The sequence below is a fragment of the Bacillus sp. V59.32b genome, from assembly GCF_003429085.1.
GTDB lineage: Bacteria > Bacillota > Bacilli > Bacillales > DSM-1321 > Peribacillus.
Window position 1 is genome coordinate 1 of the sequence record NZ_QVTC01000039.1, and the last position, 18,432, is coordinate 18,432.

Below are 18,432 nucleotides of genomic sequence, written 5' to 3' on the forward strand. Positions count from 1 at the left end.
AATGTTGTTTTTGGGAAGGGAATCTGCGAGACTCCTGCGGAAAAACGGGCTGGCAAGACCCCGCAGCGAGGTACGAGTGAGGAGGCTTGCCAGTTCGTCCGCGGAAAAGCGAGTAGATTCCATGACCATTTGAAAATCAACAATGGAATTTAACAGAGCCAACTTAAAAAAGCATCAACATACATGCAGTTGTTTTCGAAAAGTAATTCTCGGTCCATGTCTATAGATCAATTTTTGTTGTAGAATAGAATATGTTAAGTAAGGGTTTAAATAGTTCTATAGCAAATGGAAAGGGATTTTAATAAAATAATTAAAGTAAGATTTCTAAAAAACGGTTAACGGCTATCATTGAATAAATAACATTCTGAGTCGCAAAATAAACGATAAAAAGGTGAATATAAGCATGAATAAAACAGCAAAAATTAATCAAGAAATCATTTCAATTTTAGAGGATAAAATTCAGTTAATCAAAAGAGATTCAGGGGCGATATATTTAGTCGGCCCCATCAGATTGCCTGTTAATTTAGATGGAGAAACCGTTACATTCAAGTGGTATTGCTGGTTGAATTGTGACGAGGTGACGGAGGATTATGAGCGGATCATCGAGAAGCTTTCCTCTGAAAACCTGGCCGAATACCAGCAATCCAGTGTTCTGGTATACGGGGATTTTGAATACGGTGAAGAGGCATTAATCCGTATGCATTCCATTTGTCATACGGGCGATATTTTTGGAAGCAAACGATGCGATTGCGGTTTCCAGCTTAAACAATCGATGAAAATGATCGTCGAACATGGAACAGGAGCATTATTTTATTTAGCCAACCATGAAGGAAGAGGCATCGGTCTGTTTAGTAAGGCAATGGCGTATGTTTTGCAAGAAAATGGACTTGATACCGTTGAAGCGAACGAGAGTCTTGGTTTTGTCGATGATTCCCGAAATTACAGTGATGCAATCGAAGTATTGAAAGCACTGCGTACCAAGCCCGTAACGCTCATTACGAATAATCCTAAAAAAATGGATGCCCTGCAAAGCTCTGGCATGCATGTATCAGGCAGGACGCCTTTATGGGGGGATATTTCGGAATTCAACGAGAAATATTTGCAGACAAAAGTAAAGCGGTCCGGTCATATCGAAGACAAGGGAACGAGTTCAAATGACTAACCATGAATTTTACATGGAATTGGCCTTGAGAAATGCAAAAGCGATGAAAGGGCAAACAGACCCGAATCCATTGGTCGGCTCGGTGATAGTCAATGACAATAGGGTTGTCGGAATCGGCGCACATCTAAAAGCTGGAGAACCGCATGCGGAAATCCATGCGATTCGGATGGCCGGAGACAAAGCAAAGGGCGGAACCATTTACGTCACGCTCGAACCTTGTTCCCATCATGGACGGACCGGGCCATGTGCAGTCGCAATTGTTGAGGCCGGTATTAAGACAGTGGTCATTGCCACGCTGGATCCGAACCCGCTTGTTTCCGGCAGAGGTGTCAAAATCCTTCAGGATGAGGGCATCGAGGTTGTCGTTGGAATTTGTGAAGCAGAATCACGGAAAATGAATGAAGTATTCAATAAATTCATTGTCCGCCAAACTCCTTTCGTGACATTGAAATCCGGCATTACATTGGACGGGAAGATCGCCACGGCTTCAAATAGCAGCAAGTGGATCACCTCCGCGGATGCCCGTCATGATGTCCATCAATTAAGAAACGAAAATATGGCGATACTGGTCGGGATTCATACAGTGATTCAAGATAACCCGGAGTTAACGACAAGAATCCCGAATGGACGGAATCCGATACGCGTCATTTTGGATTCGACTTTAAAAGTCCCTCTCGAATCGAGAGTGGTAACCGATAAGCAGGCAGAAACCTGGGTGTTTACAAGTGAATCGCATCAACCAGAAAAGAAAAAGAAACTGGAAGAGCTAGGTGTCAAAGTTTTCGTAACAAAAAATCCATCCCGGGTCAATCCATCAGAGGTTTTGGAAATCCTCGGCAAACAGCTCGTATCTTCTTTATTAATTGAGGGCGGTGGAACGATCAACGCTTCATTTGTCGAAAACAAATTAGTGGATAAAGTGACAATCTATATTGCTCCAAAATTGATTGGCGGTTCTGCTGCGCCTACTTTTTTAGAAGGGGCAGGTATCGATCAGATGGGAGATGCGATCGAAATATCCGATGTGTCCGTTACGAATCTGGGCAAAGACTTTAAGTTTACAGGCTATCCAATTTACAAAGAGGAATCTTGATATGAAATTTGGTTTTGATATTGATGATACGTTAATCAATTTACGCGAACATGCCTTTCATATATACAATAAAAAATTGAATCAGAATGTGGCCATCGATGTATTCCAAGCATTAAGGACCGTTGAAATTCATGAAGCATTTGGCTTAACGGCGGAACAAGGCAAGCATATGTGGAACAATTCTTTGGAGGATATTTACTATACCTCCTGTCCTCCTTATCCAGAAGCGGTTGAGACGCTGAGCGCATTAGATGAGCAAGGGCATGAAATTTATTATATTACAGCGCGACCGAAAGAACATGGAGAACGGACGAAGAAGTGGTTAATGGAACAGGGCTTTCCGGTTCAAGAAGGCAGATTCTACTGGGGCATGAAAGATGAGGACAAGGTGAAAATCATTCAGGAGTTGGGGCTGGATTTTTACTTTGATGATAAGCCTTCAGTCCTCGAAACGTTAACGAAGGCTTCGTTACGATTATATGTAAAAAATCAATCCTACAATCAGCATGTCAATTTGCCTCGGATTACAGACTGGGCTGAAATGAATGAGATCATCAAGCAAACGATTAAACCGGAATGAATAGTAGGGCATTACTCCAAATTTGGAGTAATGTTTTTTTGTTTTGAACCGTAGCTAAGAAAAATTAACTTAGATTTTGGTTCCTTCACTAGATTGCATTTATTCTAATAGATAACATAGCTGTTCTATTAAATTACCGGTCTATTTTATTTTGTAATAGAATTGTAATATCCCTGTGATGCGAATGTTATGGTTAATCGTTTATATTATGTTTAGCAAATCACAACCGGGGGTAAACTAAATGCTTAAGAAATTTATCGCTGCTCTATCAATTGCAGCCATCGTTGGAACTGTTGCACCGTCAATTGGAGAAGCTGCACCACACCACACAAAAGCTATCTCAACTGCCAAGAGCAATTTAGGAGTTAAGTATAAATGGGGCGGCATTACACCAAAAGGATTTGATTGCTCAGGACTTGTGAAATATTCATACGGCAAGGCAGGAAAAACATTGCCTCGTACGGCAGCCGAAATGTACAAAAAAGGTACACGAGTAAGCAAGCTGGCAGTCGGCGACCTAATGTTCTACGCACCAAACAAAGCTTCAAGACCGACTCACGTCTCTATCTATATGGGAAGCGGGAACATGATCCACGCTGCTTCATCAAAAGGCGTGTCTATCGCAAAGACAAGCAACACATACTGGAAACCAAAATACATTGGCGCAAAGCGCATATAATAGGTAAGAGAACCGTTAGGGTTCTCTTTTTTTTTATACCGGAAAACTTACATAGGACCATCCGGAAATATGAGAAAATAGACTTTAAAAGGAGAGATGAATTTTTCATCTATTGTTCCATATAAAAGTGCAATTTTGTATTAACTTTGATAAGAAGACCCGTCCCAAAGATACCCCTTAATTAAATCCAAATCTAATTCTGCACCGATGCCTGCTCCGTTAGGAATATCCACTCGTCCATTAGATGGTTTTATTGAAATGAGGCCGGAAAAAGGATTTTCCATTACATCCCACTCCACTGGTTCAATGTCTTCCCCTTCCATTTTACTCCAGGGCGGCAAGCTGGCCTGGCCAAACAAAGAATATAATCTGGATAGTACTCCATCGTAACTATGAGGGGACACCCGTATGCCAAAATGACGGGCAAGTTGCAAGGTCTCCCGGAATTGATCAATTCCACCTACATGCATAATATCAGGCTGAATGATATCGAGTGCATTTTGACGGAGCAGCGGTAAAAATTTTTTAGCACTTATAATATTTTCCCCTCCTGCAATTGGGACAGAAAGGCTTGAACGCAGAATCTGATATTCCACCGGGTTATCTACCGGAAGCGGTTCTTCAAACCAGAGTACATTTGACCAATTTGAAAAGTAACGATTCCACAAACGGGCTGTTGCCATATCGTAGCTTTGATTGGCATCCAGAATCAGCTGCATTTTTTCGGCATCCAATTTTTGAATCAGTTTAACATGGGCTAAGTCTTCTGCGAATTTTTTTCCTCCAATCTTTATTTTTATTTTGCTATAACCTTTCATTATTGTGTCTTCAACAAAATCAATAGATTCACGTATCCAATCGTTGCTTTCACTATATGATTGAAAGGACGCATATACGGGGATGCTTTTTTGGAATGTCCCTCCCCATAGGTCACATATTGAAATATTTGCGGACTTGGCGATGATTTCTGTTAATGCCATGCTTACCGCTGCTGCTGCCCGCCCGTGCCATTTTTTGATCGTTTCCACTAATGCTAGCCGATCCGATGCTTGTTTTCCGATAAGGAAAGGAATAATTCTTTCATTAAATCCCATATGAATCGTAGGTAGCCAATCAACACATTCTCCCCAACCATCTAATCCACTTGTCGTTATGATACGTATTAAATAACACGATCTATATTTTTTATAACCATTTGCATCACCATAAGGTTTAGAAATTTTATGAAGTAAAGGGAAAGTTTCTATCCTTTCAATTTGCATTTTCTGCCCCCATTAGACATGTTTTACATTATAGTGTCCTTCCTCCGTTAGATTTATTTCATGATTGATATTATTTTTTATAATTCTCTCAAAAAAGTGCATTAAAATACCCACTAAAAGCTTATGGAATTCAGATATTTTCCGATAAAGATAATATGAAGTAAACGAGGAATTTAGATTTCTTATGTTGCCTGTAATAGTTCAGTAGTCAGGGGGATATGGAAAATTACAGATACTTCAGGATATGCAATCCAGAGCAATTCAAAACAAAGGGGCCGGGGAAATGAGAAAGAAAAAGTTAAAACTTAAATTAGGCACGAAAATTAATTTTATTGTATTAGGGATTTTGCTATCCTTATCCATTGTTATGGGAATCGTGGTCGTTCAGCAAGTTACTGCCGGAATTAAGGAATTCGCAGTCGAAAAAGCAAAGGGTGATTTAAGTGTCGCTTACGAGTATTTAAACTCTGAACACCCTGGGGCTTGGAGCGTTAAAGATGGAAAGCTGTCTAAAGGTTCCACCGTATTCAATGATAATTTCGAATTTGTTGATTTGATCGGAGAACAAACGGGCGATACAGTAACGATATTTCAAGGGGATACTAGAATCGCCACAAATGTTATGATCGATGGCGAGCGGGCTGTTGGAACACAAGTTTCCCCGGAAGTTGCCGAACAAGTGCTCACCAAAGGTGAAAAATTCTATGGGGAAGCAGAGGTTGCCGGTAATGGATATCAAACGGCCTACATGCCCTTGAAAGACGCTGATGGAGAAATTATCGGGATTTTTTATGTAGGGGCATCACAGAAGATTATAGATAGCACAATAGCCGGTTTTCTTAAATCGTTTATAATAGTTCTTGCAGTTGTGATTGTTGCTGCCGTAATAATAACTATATGGTTCACGAGACGATTAAGAAAACGATTAACAACACTATCAGAAGCTCTAGGAAATGCCGGGAATGGGAATTTTACAGTGGAAATTACAGATCAGGCCGGTGATGAACTTTCAGACCTTTCAAACAGCTACAATGATATGAGAGAAAGCCTCAAAAGAATGATTGTGGAAGTCACAGAAACGACTGAGCAGGTTGCAGCATCCGCAGAGCAACTGACCGCAGGTGCAGAGCAAACAAGCAAGGCAACGGAGCAAATCACTGAAGCAATACAGCAGGTAGCAAATGGCGCCGAAAGCCAAACGGAAAATGTGGAAGAAAGCGCAAAGACAATGGAAGAGATCACAAAGGGGATTCAGGGAATAGCGGAAAATTCCTCATCCATCGCTGAAATTGGCTTGCAGACAACAGAGCAAGCGAAAGCCGGAGAGGTCTATGTCAGTAAAACCGTGGAACAAATTAACGCTATCGATAAAGCAGTTAATACAAGCGGTGAAGTCATCACTTTATTGGATAAGCGGTCACAGGAGATTGGTAAAATCACAAACGTGATTACAGATATCGCCGACCAAATAAATTTATTGGCTTTAAATGCGGCCATCGAAGCTGCGCGTGCAGGAGAACATGGTAAGGGGTTCGCTGTAGTTGCAGATGAAGTCCGTAAGCTGGCAGAGCTTTCCCAGGCATCTTCCTCTCAAATCTCTGAACTTATCAAAGGCATTCAGGTTGATATGGAACGGTCAAACAGCTCAATGGAGCAGGTGAAGTCGGAAGTTCAAGACGGATTGAACATCGTCGAGAAAACTCAAGTGAGCTTTAAGGAAATCCTTGCATCAACAGAAATAATGGGTACTAGGGTAGATGAAATGGCAGCAGCTTCGGAACAAGTATCCGCCAGCGCCCAGGAGGTAGCTGCCTCTGTTGCAAGTATCTCTACCGTTTCCCATGAAACCTCGATGCATTCCCAAACAGTGGCAGCATCAGCGGAAGAACAACTGGCTTCAATGGAAGAGATTACATCCGCCGCCAATGCCTTATCAGAAAGAGCGATGCACCTGCAAGAAATGATGGGTGAATTCAGTATTAAATAATACGGCTTCAGAAATGATTAAGTCGTATTGACTGGCTAGTTACAAAAATAAAAAAAGCGGCTGACTCCAAAGATGTAAGATTGTAGCCTTTGAAGTCAGCCGCTTTTAGTTTTCTTGAACCGATTTTGCTGCTTAAGCATTATGCTCTCAACCGTTCAGGCTTCCTTGTTTCAAATAACCCAGTTTCAAAGAAAACGTCTGCCATAATCGTTATTAATAATAAATTAACAACAATATTTAAACAGCGAACGGAAAAAAGGGACATATGTCCTTTTTTTGTTCCCGGAAATGCTCTTTAATAAAGACAAGATCGCTTCAATTCATTTTATAGGGAGGTCATTTATGAAAGAAATCTTTAATCAAGGCTTGTTACACTTTCATATGCAAGCTCATGAATAAGACAGACTGTTTGATAAAGACATACAAAAAGAAATGAAGTTATATCAATTAAATAAAGGCGAGCTTTTATGTTCGAATGGAGATAAATTGGAGAATATGTATTTCCTTGTGGACGGGAAATTAAAAATCTATACAACGCTTCCAAACGGAAAAGTTTTGAGAAGTTATCCAAATCGTATTATGATAATCCTGCATTCTTGCAATTCATTGTTCAAAAACTGAGCCATAATAATTATATTCATTTTCCAGTTTTACAAGTGTAAATCTTCTTTATCCGGTTGAAAACAGGCTTGCCAGTTATCTTTTAGCTGTAATGGGTGAAAAAAGCCATTTACTATTTTCTGAGGACATGAAAACATTCAATCTAACTGAAGTTGCTGATTTGCTGGGTACCAGCTATAGGCATTTCAATAAAGCCTGTGGAATAGGAATCATGATACTTGGCATCTTAATTTTTAAACTTAAACAATAATAACCTATTGTTTCCATATTAAATTATGGTAACCTACTTATAATTCCCAGAAAATCTTATGGAGGGGGTATGAGCGGATGAAAACCAATAAACATATTGATTTGAGCCATACGATTGAGGATGGGCTGATCACATATAAAGGGCTGCCTGCTCCAATTATCTGTGACTATTTGAGCAGAAAAGAATCGCGGAATCATTACGAAAGCGGGACAGAATTTCAAATCGGCAAGATTGATATGGTAACCAATACAGGTACATATGTAGATGTTCCTTTCCATCGTTACGCCAATGGTAAAGACTTATCGGAAACGCCTGTCGATAAATTTGCGGGCATGGAAGGTGTTGTTGTAACGATTGATGAAAATACCAAAGCCAATGATGAAAAGTGGTTTTTCGGTCTTGAGATTAAAGGGAAAGCGGTTTTGGTGAATACTGGCTGGGATAAAAACTGGCAAACAGATCAGTATTTCGAAGATCACCCTTTTTTAACTGAAGGGGCAGCCAAATATTTAGTGAAAACCAAAGCAGCCTTAGTCGGGATCGATTCAGTAAATATTGATGATACGTCAGGTAAAGCCAGGCCTGTCCATTCGATTCTATTAAAAGAAGAGATTCCTATTGTAGAACATTTATGTAATTTAAGGGAAATATCAAGCAATAACTTCCTGTTTTATGCTGTCCCTCCAAAAATCAAAGGAGCAGGTACTTTTCCTGTCCGGGCATTTGCAGAGTTAAAAGAATAACTTAGATGGCTCATTTGCAGGATATAATCAGAAATTTAGGGAGAAATAAAAAATGATTAAGGCAATGATTTTTGACTTTGATGGCACCATTATTGATACCGAGTCGTTATGGTATAAAGTATTTTGTGACGTCCTGATGGAGAAGTTTGAACTGGAACTTCCGCTTGAACAATTTGCGAACGTGATCGGCACGACCGACGAGCTCCTTTTTGAATACATAAGCAAACAGATGGGGAAACCGGCAGATCAAGAACTTATAACAGAACTGACAGGCTTAAGGTTTTCGGAGTTACAAGAAACCCTCATTTTACGCGAAGGGATCGAAGAAAAAATAAAAGAGGCTATGAATTTGGGGATTAAGCTGGGCGTTGCCTCAAGCTCTGGCCGGGAATGGGTCGAAGGCTTTCTTGAAAAATTCGGGTTGCTGAAACATTTCCAAACGATTAAAACAAAAGAAGATGTAAAGATGGTAAAACCCGATCCCGCTTTGTACGTAAAGGCAATGGAAGACTTACATGCGGTTCCTGGGGAAAGCCTTGCCATTGAAGATTCAGTCAACGGATCTCTTGCAGCGATAAGAGCGGGGATGCATTGTATTGTGGTTCCAAACGAAGTCACTTCTCTCCTTGCTTTTGGCCACGAGGTTAAGGTGTTTGATTCATTTTCAAGCTTCCAGCTGGCGGGCATTCAGAAAGGTCTATAGCGTCATTTCTAACTAATGATTTTCACCTGAAATTCCATACCATAAGAATCAGGAAGTAAAGGCAGGACAAAAATATGCATATCACTGAAGTTATCATCTTTTCATTAATGATTTAGGAAAGCTATTTTTAAATGATTTATTTGATAAGTATGTTCCTGATGAAAAATACGGAATATGGGTTTTTGGCGGGCTCTTACTGTTATTCACGGTTTCTTTAATAGTGAGAGGGATTAAAAAAGAGATTAATAAGGCTTAAGAATAAGAGGATAATTATAAGACAGCTAGACAACAATTTTGAAGTGTAGTGATAGAGAAATATCAGCTTAATTATGGCATGGGGGTGGGATAGAACTATGGAACAAAAAGTATATCTAATAAAACCGACTATAGAATTAAAATCCGAATACCTCTCCTTTTATCAAGAATGGAAAGATAGCGGAAAGGTTATGGTACCATGGGTAATCGGTGAAGACCCTTCTGATTTTCAGGCCATGGTTAATCGGTTACAGGATTATGAAAAAGGTGAGAATCTGCCGGGAAACTGGATCTTTGAAAATTCTACTTTATGGTTGATAGATCATTCTAAAAAGGTTATTGGTGTTGTGAATATTCGCCATCGGTTAACAGAGAGATTATTAGATACCGGCGGGCACATCGGATACGGCATAAGACCATCAGAGAGAAGGAAGGGCTATGCAACCGAAATATTGTCTTTATGTTTACAAAAAGCCAAGGAACTAGGCATAGACAAGGCTCTCGTCGTTTGCGATCAAGGGAATACTGGATCGGAAAAGGCGATAGTGAAAAACGGCGGGATACCTGGTAAGGACTATGTAGAGGAAAACGGAAATGTTTTGAAGCGGTATTGGATAGAAATTTAGGAACAAAAGGCAACAGGGTACTCGGTTTATTTTTTATATGATCCAGTTAGGGTTACAGTGGAAAAATAATTATGGTGAAATATAGGAAAGGGAAGTTTAACGGGGAGTGTTAATATGGCTAGCACATTGGGGACAATCGCTGCGGGAATAGCCATAATTATTTTTGGCTGCCTGATTGAGTTTAGAAAAATATTGTTTTTAATTATTGGTTATAGTGAAAGTAATTTCTACGGTAATAAAGATAAATATGCGAAGCGAGTTGGGTGGTCCGTCATCACATTCGGTATTTTAATCATTACAATGCCGTTCTCTGTCATGATGATTATTTGAGATTCAGGTATTAGCAAGATACATAGAGTAATGAAACCGTTCGTGAACGATATTCAATATGAGTATCGCTTTTTCTTTTTTAGTTATCTGCCGGGATCTTGCGTGATTTATAAACTGCAGAAAGGGGCGTGAAAGTGTAAATGGAAATGAAGACCGAGTCCGCTAATCCAAAAGACTATTTGGAAGAATCAGATGTGGTTAACTATTCCCATCCTTTAATTAAAGAAATGGTTCAAGAATTGTTTCATGATGGGCAATCAGACATTGAAAAAGCTAAAGCAGCTTTTGAATTTGTCCGGGATGATATTTCTCATTCGTGGGATATCCAGAGCAAGAGAGTGACTTGTAAAGCTTCAGAGGTTCTTCAATATCGGGAAGGAATTTGCTATGCGAAATCCAATTTGTTAGCGGCGTTATTACGGTCGGCAGGTATCCCGACAGGTTTTTGCTATCAAAGGCTGATGATATTTGATACACCCGAGAAGGGTTATTGTATCCATGCCCTTAATGCCTGTTTCATTGAATCATTGAATCGATGGATCCGCATCGATGCCCGTGGAAATAAACCAGGCGTGCAAGCAGAATTTACTATAGACGAAGAAATATTGGCATTCAATGTCCAGGAAAAGTTCGATGAAAAAGATTACCCGTTGATTTATACGAAACCAAATCCTCAAACGATTACTACACTAGAAACCCATAGAGATGCTTTGGAGATGTATAAATCTTTTTTGCCGGATTATTTATAGCTAATGGAACTTAGAAGGGGGAAGACATGATGGAACAATTATCGTGGACAAAGGATGGGTATACGATAAGCACCAATAAAAGCGATCTTGATACGGAAGTCATTTACCGGTTTCTTAATGAGGAGTCCTATTGGGCAAAAGGGATAACGAAGGAATTGGTAGCCTCCTCGATTGAGAATTCCACGATTTGTTATGGAATCTATGAAGGAAATCCTGAAAATGGCGATGCCAGGCAAGTCGGCTTTGCACGTGTGGTCTCTGATCTTGTCCGGTTTGCTTATCTGGCGGACGTATTTGTTCTCCCGGAATATAGAGGTCGCGGACTTAGTAAATGGTTGTTGAATGTCATTACTGAAAACCCTAAATTAAAAGGAACTAGCTTCTCGCTAGCGACAAAAGACGCTCATTCTTTATACGCGCAATATGGTTTTAAACCGATAACTGACATTGAAAAAAGAATGGCCAGACCCTTGGATTGGGATGCTGTGTTCAAGGGTCACGGATTAAAGTAAGCGTTTTATCCATTGGTTAAAAAAGGAGGCCGTAGAAATGAGTTATAGGGACGAGTTAGTGCAATACATAGAGGCAACGAACACTCACAATTTTAGAAACGCAGAAAAAATATAACCGTTGATGACAATTCTGCAACTTGTATATATATGCATATCATTATGAAGGTTATACAACGGCGAATTTATCTCGGGACGCGGTATCGCAACCAATGTGTTCTGCAAGAACGAAGTAATGGATGCTATTTGCCTTTATGATTTTGTTGACAATAGGCGAAGTGTTCCGGGTGCCTGTTGAACAATCTTATATGGCTTCGATTCCGCCCGATCATGCCCAAAGCTCGTATATGGCTGTTCACGGGCTTGAATATAATCTTTCGATGGTAATCGCTTCGTTCACTGTTACTCTGGGTTCGTTTTTATCTTCTCTAACCATGGCTATTCTAATTACCGCTATAGGGCTAGCTGGCACCTTGATTTATGCCGCCATAATTCCTGGGTTGGAGAAGCGAAGGAGTAAAGATGGCGAAATGCAACAAGCCAATAAATTAATTACGGCCAAGTAAAGTGAGTACAAAAAGCCAAGTTACAAACATACAAACATACAAACTATGTAGAGTTTGGAGAGATGGATGTGGAAACAAAATATATAAAAATAAATGTGCTTTTACTAATTGCCATTATACCGCTTTCTATTGTGGGATATCTATTTGCAGTATCTTATGAATCTTTGTTTTACATATATGAATGGCTCCTCGCTTTATTGATTATTAGTTCAATTATGTTAGTATGGTTAAAATTAAAACGCCATTAAGATGGATTTCCAGTTCAATTTTGGCTTTTCTTGTTCAAATTTTTCGTCCTTTGTTTGTTTTTAGGCCCTTTTACTGTAAACAGTTTTTTCTACGTTTTTTACGTCATTCTTAGAAGTTATCATATTGATTATAACTCTTAAGAAAGTGAAGACATTCAGGTATCTGCTGATTCTCTTTCTAATCATTTCTGCAATCCTGACGCTTTATATGATATTTTTGCATAGTTTGTGGGGAGGCAATTTGAGTTAGACGAAAGACCTTCGTATTTTTACGAAGGTCCTTCTCTTTAGATATCTCTATATATAAAGAAGTCATACTTAAAAACAAAAACGATTCGTCCAGTATTCCTGCGGGTCTATTGTTCGGTCTATCTTTCCGGATTCTTTCATCCAGTTTTGCAGGCGGTCATAATATTCAGCTGTCATTGAAAAATCAAAGGTGAAACAAGGAATGGTGGCGGCGGTTATTTCTGCGGTTAATGAATCATTTCTGTCAGAATCGGTAAAATCGAGAAAAATCTTTTTCGTTTCTTCTGGATTTTCATAAATAAAATCGATCGATCTTCGAATCACTTTTATGAACGTTTCGATAGCACTTTGGCGCCTGTTAAGTATCTCAGGGGAAGTAATAAAAATTAATTGGCAAAAATCCGGCACCCCCCAATCTTTAAGCGAGAAAAAATCTGCATCCAGCCCTTTATGTTTGGCCTCAATGATTTCAAAATTCCTGAAAACCAGTGTTGCGGCATCGGCTTTGTCTTGTTCCAGAGCATCTGTATGATAAAAACCGTTATTAATAGGCTGAAAGTCTTCCAAACCGCATCTGCCTCCATCTGCTTCGACCATTGTCTTGACAATCGAAAGCCCTCCAAGGCCAGGAGCACCCGGATATTGAATCCTTTTACCAATCAGATCAATAGGGCGATTGATGCCTTTTTCCTTGATATACATGACGCCGCCATCCGTATGTAAAAATCGGCTGAAGCCGACGATGGAATGATCATTTGCCCTATCTTCTACTAGATGGATAGGTTCCGTAATCGCGATATCCATATTGCCAGCTTTAATCTCATCGATTGCATCAAAATGTTCTTTCGGTTCAATCATGTTGATTTCCAAGCCTTCCTCCTTAAACCATCCCTTAGTAACCCCGATCATCATCGGAATATGGTCAGGATTCATAAACCATTCAAGTCCTACTGAAATTTTTTCCATAAAACTTCCTCCTAATCGTATGATGAAAATAAAAAATGCAGATCCACTCATAGGAGAGGGATCTGCATTTATGACAACATAACAAGATTGCATAAAGTAGTCCAGTTCACTTTCCTACGCTGGTATTAACCAAATCAGGTTCAAGGGTTGAAGAATGACTTCTTCTCTCAGCTTCATAAAAGCGCCCCTAGTGAATGACACATAATTTTTATACTGTTTTGAATAGAATAACATTCAATCTATTCAACAAGCAATTAATTAATAAGAACCGGGAGCACTTCTACCCGATTTTAATACTCAAAATCAGTGATAAATAACTTGAACACACAAATAGGACACTCATTAAGAATGAAAAGATCGCAGGCGCTTTCTTAATATAAGAAAAAACAGTTAAAGCTATAAATAGCAGAGCTAATATAAGCAACGTGGTACTCATTGCATTCAAAGCAAGCTGGACGGACATGCCGGGTTGAAATGGCCCTTGATATAACATAGTAAATAGCTTCGAAGGTCCCTCGCTTCGTAGCGTGGACAGTAAGTCGTGGGGTGGTGATTGTTGACCTAATGCAGCCGTGGCTGAAAAGATGAGTAAAATCACGATGCTTTCCGCTTTCGTCCAAGGCTTTGGATTAAATTCTATATCCTTTTTTAGCCTCTTTCTAATGAGTAGGCTGTTGATCACGGCATAGACCAGCAACGGGATGATTAGTAAATGCTTGATCAATAGAGATTGTCCATATGACAGTAGCCATGCATTCGTATAGTCTTTAAAATCCACTACAAATGTCATTAAAACCAGTCCGGTTACAATGGTAATTACAAAACAAACGATAGCTACAGGTGTAAACCATTTCAGGAAATTCAGCCAGTTAGCATGGTTTTTCGAGAACCAACTCACCACAAGTAAAATGCCAACCCAAAAAGTGACAGCGATAAAATGAAAGGTGTGAGCGAAAAAACCTGGCCACTGAACCAGGGAGCTGGCATGACCCGACCAAGCTAATGAAAAGATTAAACACAAGACAAACGCGATCCCGATATACGAATACATAGGTTTCTTTCTGTAATCAAACCATACAACAAATATAAATAAAAGATTTGAAAGAATATAAGTAAAAATCCAACCCTTTCCTACTTCAAAGGTGAACAGCACAGACTGAAGGGTTTGAGATAGTCCGATGTCTTGATATAAGTGTAAAACCAACTGTAGCACCGGAATAAATGAGAAGAAAGCTATTCCGGCAACGGCTAACATGACTGCTCCCTTAGGTATGTGAATATCCGGTCGATAAGAACTTGGAACAATATATAAAAGAAAACTCCCTACAATAAATGAGAAGCATAGATATAACAATACTTCACTGATGATTCCAATCAATAACATGGTTTATTTGCCCCTTCTCATGATCCACAGGAAGCTTCCAACAAACAAAGCAATCAATAAACCGATAGCGGCAGGAATCACATAGGAAGGCAGTTCGTTTTGTTCATTTATCCCTTCTGAATTAGATTCCTTAGTTGTTTCATTCTCTGTCGCTTGCTCAGGTTCTTTTGGTTCTTCAGCAGGGGGTTCTGCAGTTGGAACATCTACCTGAAAAGAAAACTTTCCTTCAATCGGGTGACCATCCGCGCCAATAATCTTCCAATTGACTTGATAGCTTCCATTATCTAACGGGCTCGATAAATTTCCAACCATTTGATTTTCGTTTAAAGAAATATCATCAATCGGAATGGGTTCACCGTTTGAATTTCCCAGCTCAAAAGTACTGCTAAGTTCTATTTTTGTTTCGAACGTTAAAGTAATGGTCTTCAATTCTTCTGTAACGATTTCTTGATTTTTGGGTGAAGAATCCTTTAACCCCGTGTGAGCGAAGGAATGGTTTGTAAAAATAAGAAAAAACATAAAGGTAAATAAAAATATTTTTCTAATCATAGAAGCCTCCTAAACGTAGTGACAGTTTTAATTCTAGCAAATTTAGCAATGTGATTGAAAGGAGTTGCTAAAGTTATTGGTGACAATATTTCGAACAAACCTATTCTATACTTTCGGGAAACAAAACATTTAACCGTTTATTTTATTTATTTATGTAAAACACAAAATATGGTTCCAGAGAGTTCCAAACAAAGGAGCTAACCCACACTTTTTGGGTCATCTCCTGTTATTTTTTCAAGAACATTCTTATGATGGTTTGAATAAAAAAAGAAAAAAAGATTATAATATATTCAAGCAAATGTTTGAATGATAAGGAAGTGAAGAATATGAGTAAAAAAGACACTTGTGAAATTTACTGTTATAACGAAGAAAAAGTAAACCGGATACAAGGACAGTTGCAAAAGGAAAATATATCTAGAGTCGCCCAATTATTTAAAGCATTTGCCGATGAAAATCGTGCGAAAATCGCTTATTCCTTATGTCAGGATGGGGAATTATGCGTTTGTGACATTGCCAATATTATCGGATCTACTGTCGCAACCGCGTCCCACCATCTTCGAACGCTTTACAAACAAGGAATTGTAAAATACAGAAAAGAAGGCAAACTAGCGTTTTATTCCTTAGAAGATGAGCATATCAAGCAGTTAATTCTGATTGCTTTAGCCCATAATCAGGAGGTGGAGGTTAATGTCTGAACAACAACTGGCAAAAATATCTGATCAAGAAGCAAAAACCTACCGTATCCAAGGCTTTACCTGAGCTGACTGTGCCCAAACGTTCGAATCGAACGTAAAACACCTGGATGGTGTTTCTGATGCAAAGGTTAATTTCGGTGCAGCCAAACTTACGGTTTATGGTGAGACAACCATTGATGAATTAGAAAAGGCTGGAGCTTTTGAAAACCTGAAGGTCCGGGATGAGAAAGAGCAACGAGTAGAGCGTGAACCATTCTGGAAGCAAAAAGAAAATATTAAAGTATATATTTCGGCGATCCTGCTAATCATCAGCTGGTTTTTAGGTGAGCAATACGGAGAAGTACACGTCATTCCGTCAATTGGATATGCAGCATCCATTCTAGTTGGAGGATACTCACTCTTTATTAAAGGATTGAAAAATTTAGCCCGTTTCAAGTTTGATATGAACACGCTTATGACAGTAGCGGTTATCGGTGCGGCTTTGATTGGTGAATGGGGAGAAGGGGCAACTGTTGTCATCCTCTTTGCCATCAGTGAGGCCTTAGAGCGTTATTCAATGGATAAAGCGAGACAATCGATTGAATCGTTAATGGACATTGCTCCAAAAGAAGCGTTAATTCGACGGGGTCATGACGAAATGATGGTTCACGTCGATGATATTCAAGTAGGAGACATCATGATCGTTAAGCCTGGTCAAAAGGTAGCGATGGACGGTGTCGTGGTTAAAGGCACTTCCACTTTAAACCAGGCTGCCATTACAGGTGAGTCTGTACCGGTTGCTAAAACGGTTAATGATGAAATATTTGCCGGTACATTAAATGAAGAAGGTCTGCTCGAAGTTCAAGTAACAAAACGAGTGGAAGATACAACTCTATCGAAGATTATCCATCTGGTTGAAGAAGCTCAAGCAGAACGGGCTCCTTCCCAAGCATTTGTCGATAAATTCGCCAAATATTATACGCCGGGAATTATCATCTTAGCGGTGTTATTGGCTATTGTGCCTCCATTGCTCTTTGGAGGGGACTGGAGTGAATGGGTTTATCAGGGGCTGGCAGTACTCGTGGTGGGTTGCCCTTGTGCGTTAGTCGTTTCAACCCCGGTTGCCGTTGTTACGGCAATTGGCAATGCAGCAAAAAATGGAGTCTTAATTAAAGGCGGCGTCCACTTGGAAGAAGCAGGGTCCTTAAAAGTGATTGCCTTTGATAAAACAGGAACACTGACAAAGGGAGTTCCTGCCGTAACGAATATTGTTACTTATAATGGCAATGAAAATGAATTATTGACCATTACCGCCGCAATTGAAAAAGGCTCCCAGCACCCACTCGCTTCAGCCATCATGAGAAAGGCTGAGGGAAATGGGTTGAATTTTAATGATGTAGCCATTGAGGAGTTTCAATCCATTACCGGTAAAGGTGTAAAAGCAAAAGTAAACAGCGAAATGTATTATGTTGGCAGCCCGAATCTGTTTACCGAGTTGCATCCATCGATTAGACAAGATATAAGAGAAGAGATTTCCATGATGCAAACGCAAGGGAAAACAGTGATGGTGCTAGGGACAGAAAAAGAAATCCTTGCGATAATTGCTGTAGCCGATGAAATGAGAGAATCTTCAATAGAAGTCATCCGAAAACTTCATCAAATCGGTATTGAAAAAACAGTCATGTTAACAGGGGATAACCAACGAACAGCTGAAGCGATCGGAAAAGGAGTCGGAGTTTCTGACATAAGGGCAGATTTACTTCCGGAAGACAAATTAACTTTTATTAAAGAACTTCGCAAAAAACATCAAAGTGTTGCGATGGTCGGGGATGGTGTGAACGATGCACCGGCTCTTGCAGCTTCAACGGTCGGGGTTGCGATGGGCGGCGCCGGAACGGATACTGCACTGGAAACAGCTGATATAGCGTTAATGTCTGATGATTTAAGCAAACTGCCATATACGATTAAATTAAGCCGTAAAGCGTTAGGGATTATCAAACAAAACATCACTTTCTCTTTAGCCATTAAAGTAGTTGCCCTGCTATTGGTCGTTCCAGGCTGGTTAACTTTATGGATAGCCATATTTGCTGACATGGGAGCTACATTGTTAGTAACCCTTAACAGCTTGCGTCTATTAAAGATAAAAGAATAACAATCCAGAGCTGTCTCAGAAGTCGTTGGATCAACGTCTTTTATGAGATAGCTTTTTTAACTTTAATAACCAGATGAAAATTCTGTTTAAATGTC

18 protein-coding genes, 2 pseudogenes and 1 riboswitch are annotated in these 18,432 nt (G+C 39.6%); of the genes and pseudogenes, 16 read left to right on the forward strand and 4 right to left on the reverse strand.

Annotated features, from left to right (window positions below):
• Positions 1-403 precede the first annotated feature (403 nt).
• The 4 genes from D0463_RS09545 (at position 404) to D0463_RS09560 (ending at position 3,514) form a co-directional block, all read left to right on the forward strand.
• Positions 404-1,162, forward strand: coding sequence for a GTP cyclohydrolase II (locus D0463_RS09545; RefSeq protein WP_117307180.1), 759 nt, complete (start codon positions 404-406; stop codon positions 1,160-1,162).
• Positions 1,155-2,255, forward strand: coding sequence for a bifunctional diaminohydroxyphosphoribosylaminopyrimidine deaminase/5-amino-6-(5-phosphoribosylamino)uracil reductase RibD (gene ribD / locus D0463_RS09550; RefSeq protein WP_117307181.1), 1,101 nt, complete (start codon positions 1,155-1,157; stop codon positions 2,253-2,255). The genes D0463_RS09545 and ribD overlap by 8 nt, the downstream gene beginning before the upstream one ends.
• Before the next feature lies 1 nt (position 2,256).
• Positions 2,257-2,835, forward strand: a complete 579-nt coding sequence (locus tag D0463_RS09555) for a 5' nucleotidase, NT5C type (RefSeq protein WP_117307182.1) — start codon at positions 2,257-2,259, stop codon at positions 2,833-2,835.
• A gap of 241 nt (positions 2,836-3,076) precedes the next feature.
• Positions 3,077-3,514: a C40 family peptidase gene (locus D0463_RS09560; protein WP_117307183.1), complete on the forward strand. Its 438-nt coding sequence runs from the start codon at positions 3,077-3,079 to the stop codon at positions 3,512-3,514.
• Positions 3,515-3,654: 140 nt separating this feature from the next.
• On the opposite strand, the gene D0463_RS09565 is transcribed toward D0463_RS09560, so the two are convergent.
• Positions 3,655-4,776, reverse strand: a complete 1,122-nt coding sequence (locus D0463_RS09565) for a mandelate racemase/muconate lactonizing enzyme family protein (RefSeq protein WP_117307184.1) — start codon at positions 4,774-4,776, stop codon at positions 3,655-3,657.
• Between the two features lie 367 nt (positions 4,777-5,143).
• Between D0463_RS09565 and D0463_RS20400 the strand changes: the two are divergent.
• From D0463_RS20400 to D0463_RS09615, 10 genes and pseudogenes are all read left to right on the forward strand, one after another.
• Positions 5,144-5,818 (forward strand): annotated as a pseudogene (locus D0463_RS20400) (cache domain-containing protein); the annotation flags it as partial.
• A 303-nt stretch (positions 5,819-6,121) separates the two neighbouring features.
• Positions 6,122-6,763: pseudogene (locus tag D0463_RS20405) on the forward strand (methyl-accepting chemotaxis protein); the annotation flags it as partial.
• A gap of 495 nt (positions 6,764-7,258) precedes the next feature.
• Positions 7,259-7,384 carry a hypothetical protein gene (locus D0463_RS20245; RefSeq protein ID WP_367946580.1) on the forward strand — a complete coding sequence of 42 codons (126 nt, stop codon included), beginning with the start codon at positions 7,259-7,261 and terminating at the stop codon, positions 7,382-7,384.
• Between the two features lie 327 nt (positions 7,385-7,711).
• The gene (locus D0463_RS09580; RefSeq protein WP_117307186.1) at positions 7,712-8,377 is read left to right on the forward strand and encodes a cyclase family protein; all 666 of its coding nucleotides are present in this window, start codon (positions 7,712-7,714) and stop codon (positions 8,375-8,377) included.
• Between the two features lie 52 nt (positions 8,378-8,429).
• On the forward strand, positions 8,430-9,080 hold the full coding sequence (locus D0463_RS09585; RefSeq protein ID WP_117307187.1) for an HAD family hydrolase: 651 nt from the start codon (positions 8,430-8,432) through the stop codon (positions 9,078-9,080).
• Between the two features lie 353 nt (positions 9,081-9,433).
• Complete coding sequence (locus tag D0463_RS09590) at positions 9,434-9,961, forward strand: GNAT family N-acetyltransferase (RefSeq protein WP_117307188.1); 528 nt, start codon at positions 9,434-9,436, stop codon at positions 9,959-9,961.
• Positions 9,962-10,075: 114 nt separating this feature from the next.
• Positions 10,076-10,291: a hypothetical protein gene (locus tag D0463_RS09595; protein ID WP_117307189.1), complete on the forward strand. Its 216-nt coding sequence runs from the start codon at positions 10,076-10,078 to the stop codon at positions 10,289-10,291.
• 140 nt (positions 10,292-10,431) lie between these two features.
• A complete protein-coding gene (locus D0463_RS09600) occupies positions 10,432-11,040 on the forward strand; it encodes a transglutaminase-like domain-containing protein (protein WP_117307190.1) in 609 nt (202 codons plus the stop codon).
• 29 nt (positions 11,041-11,069) lie between these two features.
• Positions 11,070-11,552 carry a GNAT family N-acetyltransferase gene (locus tag D0463_RS09605; protein WP_117307191.1) on the forward strand — a complete coding sequence of 161 codons (483 nt, stop codon included), beginning with the start codon at positions 11,070-11,072 and terminating at the stop codon, positions 11,550-11,552.
• A gap of 236 nt (positions 11,553-11,788) precedes the next feature.
• On the forward strand, positions 11,789-12,115 hold the full coding sequence (locus D0463_RS09615; protein WP_160118394.1) for an MFS transporter: 327 nt from the start codon (positions 11,789-11,791) through the stop codon (positions 12,113-12,115).
• 566 nt (positions 12,116-12,681) lie between these two features.
• Here the strand turns inward: D0463_RS09615 and D0463_RS09625 are convergent.
• The 3 genes from D0463_RS09625 to D0463_RS09635 form a co-directional block, all read right to left on the reverse strand.
• Positions 12,682-13,578 carry an ABC transporter substrate-binding protein gene (locus tag D0463_RS09625; RefSeq protein WP_117307193.1) on the reverse strand — a complete coding sequence of 299 codons (897 nt, stop codon included), beginning with the start codon at positions 13,576-13,578 and terminating at the stop codon, positions 12,682-12,684.
• A 94-nt stretch (positions 13,579-13,672) separates the two neighbouring features.
• Positions 13,673-13,777, reverse strand: a riboswitch (TPP riboswitch).
• An 81-nt stretch (positions 13,778-13,858) separates the two neighbouring features.
• Positions 13,859-14,962, reverse strand: a complete 1,104-nt coding sequence (locus D0463_RS09630; protein ID WP_117307194.1) for a copper resistance D family protein — start codon at positions 14,960-14,962, stop codon at positions 13,859-13,861.
• A gap of 3 nt (positions 14,963-14,965) precedes the next feature.
• Entirely contained in the window at positions 14,966-15,511 is a 546-nt protein-coding gene (locus D0463_RS09635) for a copper resistance CopC family protein (RefSeq protein ID WP_117307195.1), read from the reverse strand.
• Between the two features lie 326 nt (positions 15,512-15,837).
• Between D0463_RS09635 and D0463_RS09640 the strand changes: the two genes are divergently transcribed.
• Both D0463_RS09640 and D0463_RS09645 read left to right on the forward strand, forming a co-directional pair.
• Positions 15,838-16,206: an ArsR/SmtB family transcription factor gene (locus D0463_RS09640; RefSeq protein WP_117307196.1), complete on the forward strand. Its 369-nt coding sequence runs from the start codon at positions 15,838-15,840 to the stop codon at positions 16,204-16,206.
• The gene (locus D0463_RS09645) at positions 16,199-18,337 is read left to right on the forward strand and encodes a heavy metal translocating P-type ATPase (protein WP_117307197.1); all 2,139 of its coding nucleotides are present in this window, start codon (positions 16,199-16,201) and stop codon (positions 18,335-18,337) included. The genes D0463_RS09640 and D0463_RS09645 overlap by 8 nt, the downstream gene beginning before the upstream one ends.
• Positions 18,338-18,432: the final 95 nt, after the last annotated feature.

Excerpts from the sequence above, each read along its gene's own strand:
- D0463_RS09545 (WP_117307180.1), top strand. The coding sequence starts at position 404 with ATGAATAAAACAGCAAAAATTAATCAAGAAATCATTTCAATTTTAGAG.
- ribD (WP_117307181.1), top strand. The coding sequence starts at position 1,155 with ATGACTAACCATGAATTTTACATGGAATTGGCCTTGAGAAATGCAAAA.
- D0463_RS09555 (WP_117307182.1), top strand. The coding sequence starts at position 2,257 with ATGAAATTTGGTTTTGATATTGATGATACGTTAATCAATTTACGCGAA.
- D0463_RS09560 (WP_117307183.1), top strand. The coding sequence starts at position 3,077 with ATGCTTAAGAAATTTATCGCTGCTCTATCAATTGCAGCCATCGTTGGA.
- D0463_RS09565 (WP_117307184.1), bottom strand. The coding sequence starts at position 4,776 with ATGCAAATTGAAAGGATAGAAACTTTCCCTTTACTTCATAAAATTTCT.
- D0463_RS20245 (WP_367946580.1), top strand. The coding sequence starts at position 7,259 with ATGTATTTCCTTGTGGACGGGAAATTAAAAATCTATACAACGCTTCCA.
- D0463_RS09580 (WP_117307186.1), top strand. The coding sequence starts at position 7,712 with ATGAAAACCAATAAACATATTGATTTGAGCCATACGATTGAGGATGGG.
- D0463_RS09585 (WP_117307187.1), top strand. The coding sequence starts at position 8,430 with ATGATTAAGGCAATGATTTTTGACTTTGATGGCACCATTATTGATACC.
- D0463_RS09590 (WP_117307188.1), top strand. The coding sequence starts at position 9,434 with ATGGAACAAAAAGTATATCTAATAAAACCGACTATAGAATTAAAATCC.
- D0463_RS09595 (WP_117307189.1), top strand. The coding sequence starts at position 10,076 with ATGGCTAGCACATTGGGGACAATCGCTGCGGGAATAGCCATAATTATT.
- D0463_RS09600 (WP_117307190.1), top strand. The coding sequence starts at position 10,432 with ATGGAAATGAAGACCGAGTCCGCTAATCCAAAAGACTATTTGGAAGAA.
- D0463_RS09605 (WP_117307191.1), top strand. The coding sequence starts at position 11,070 with ATGGAACAATTATCGTGGACAAAGGATGGGTATACGATAAGCACCAAT.
- D0463_RS09615 (WP_160118394.1), top strand. The coding sequence starts at position 11,789 with ATGCTATTTGCCTTTATGATTTTGTTGACAATAGGCGAAGTGTTCCGG.
- D0463_RS09625 (WP_117307193.1), bottom strand. The coding sequence starts at position 13,578 with ATGGAAAAAATTTCAGTAGGACTTGAATGGTTTATGAATCCTGACCAT.
- D0463_RS09630 (WP_117307194.1), bottom strand. The coding sequence starts at position 14,962 with ATGTTATTGATTGGAATCATCAGTGAAGTATTGTTATATCTATGCTTC.
- D0463_RS09635 (WP_117307195.1), bottom strand. The coding sequence starts at position 15,511 with ATGATTAGAAAAATATTTTTATTTACCTTTATGTTTTTTCTTATTTTT.
- D0463_RS09640 (WP_117307196.1), top strand. The coding sequence starts at position 15,838 with ATGAGTAAAAAAGACACTTGTGAAATTTACTGTTATAACGAAGAAAAA.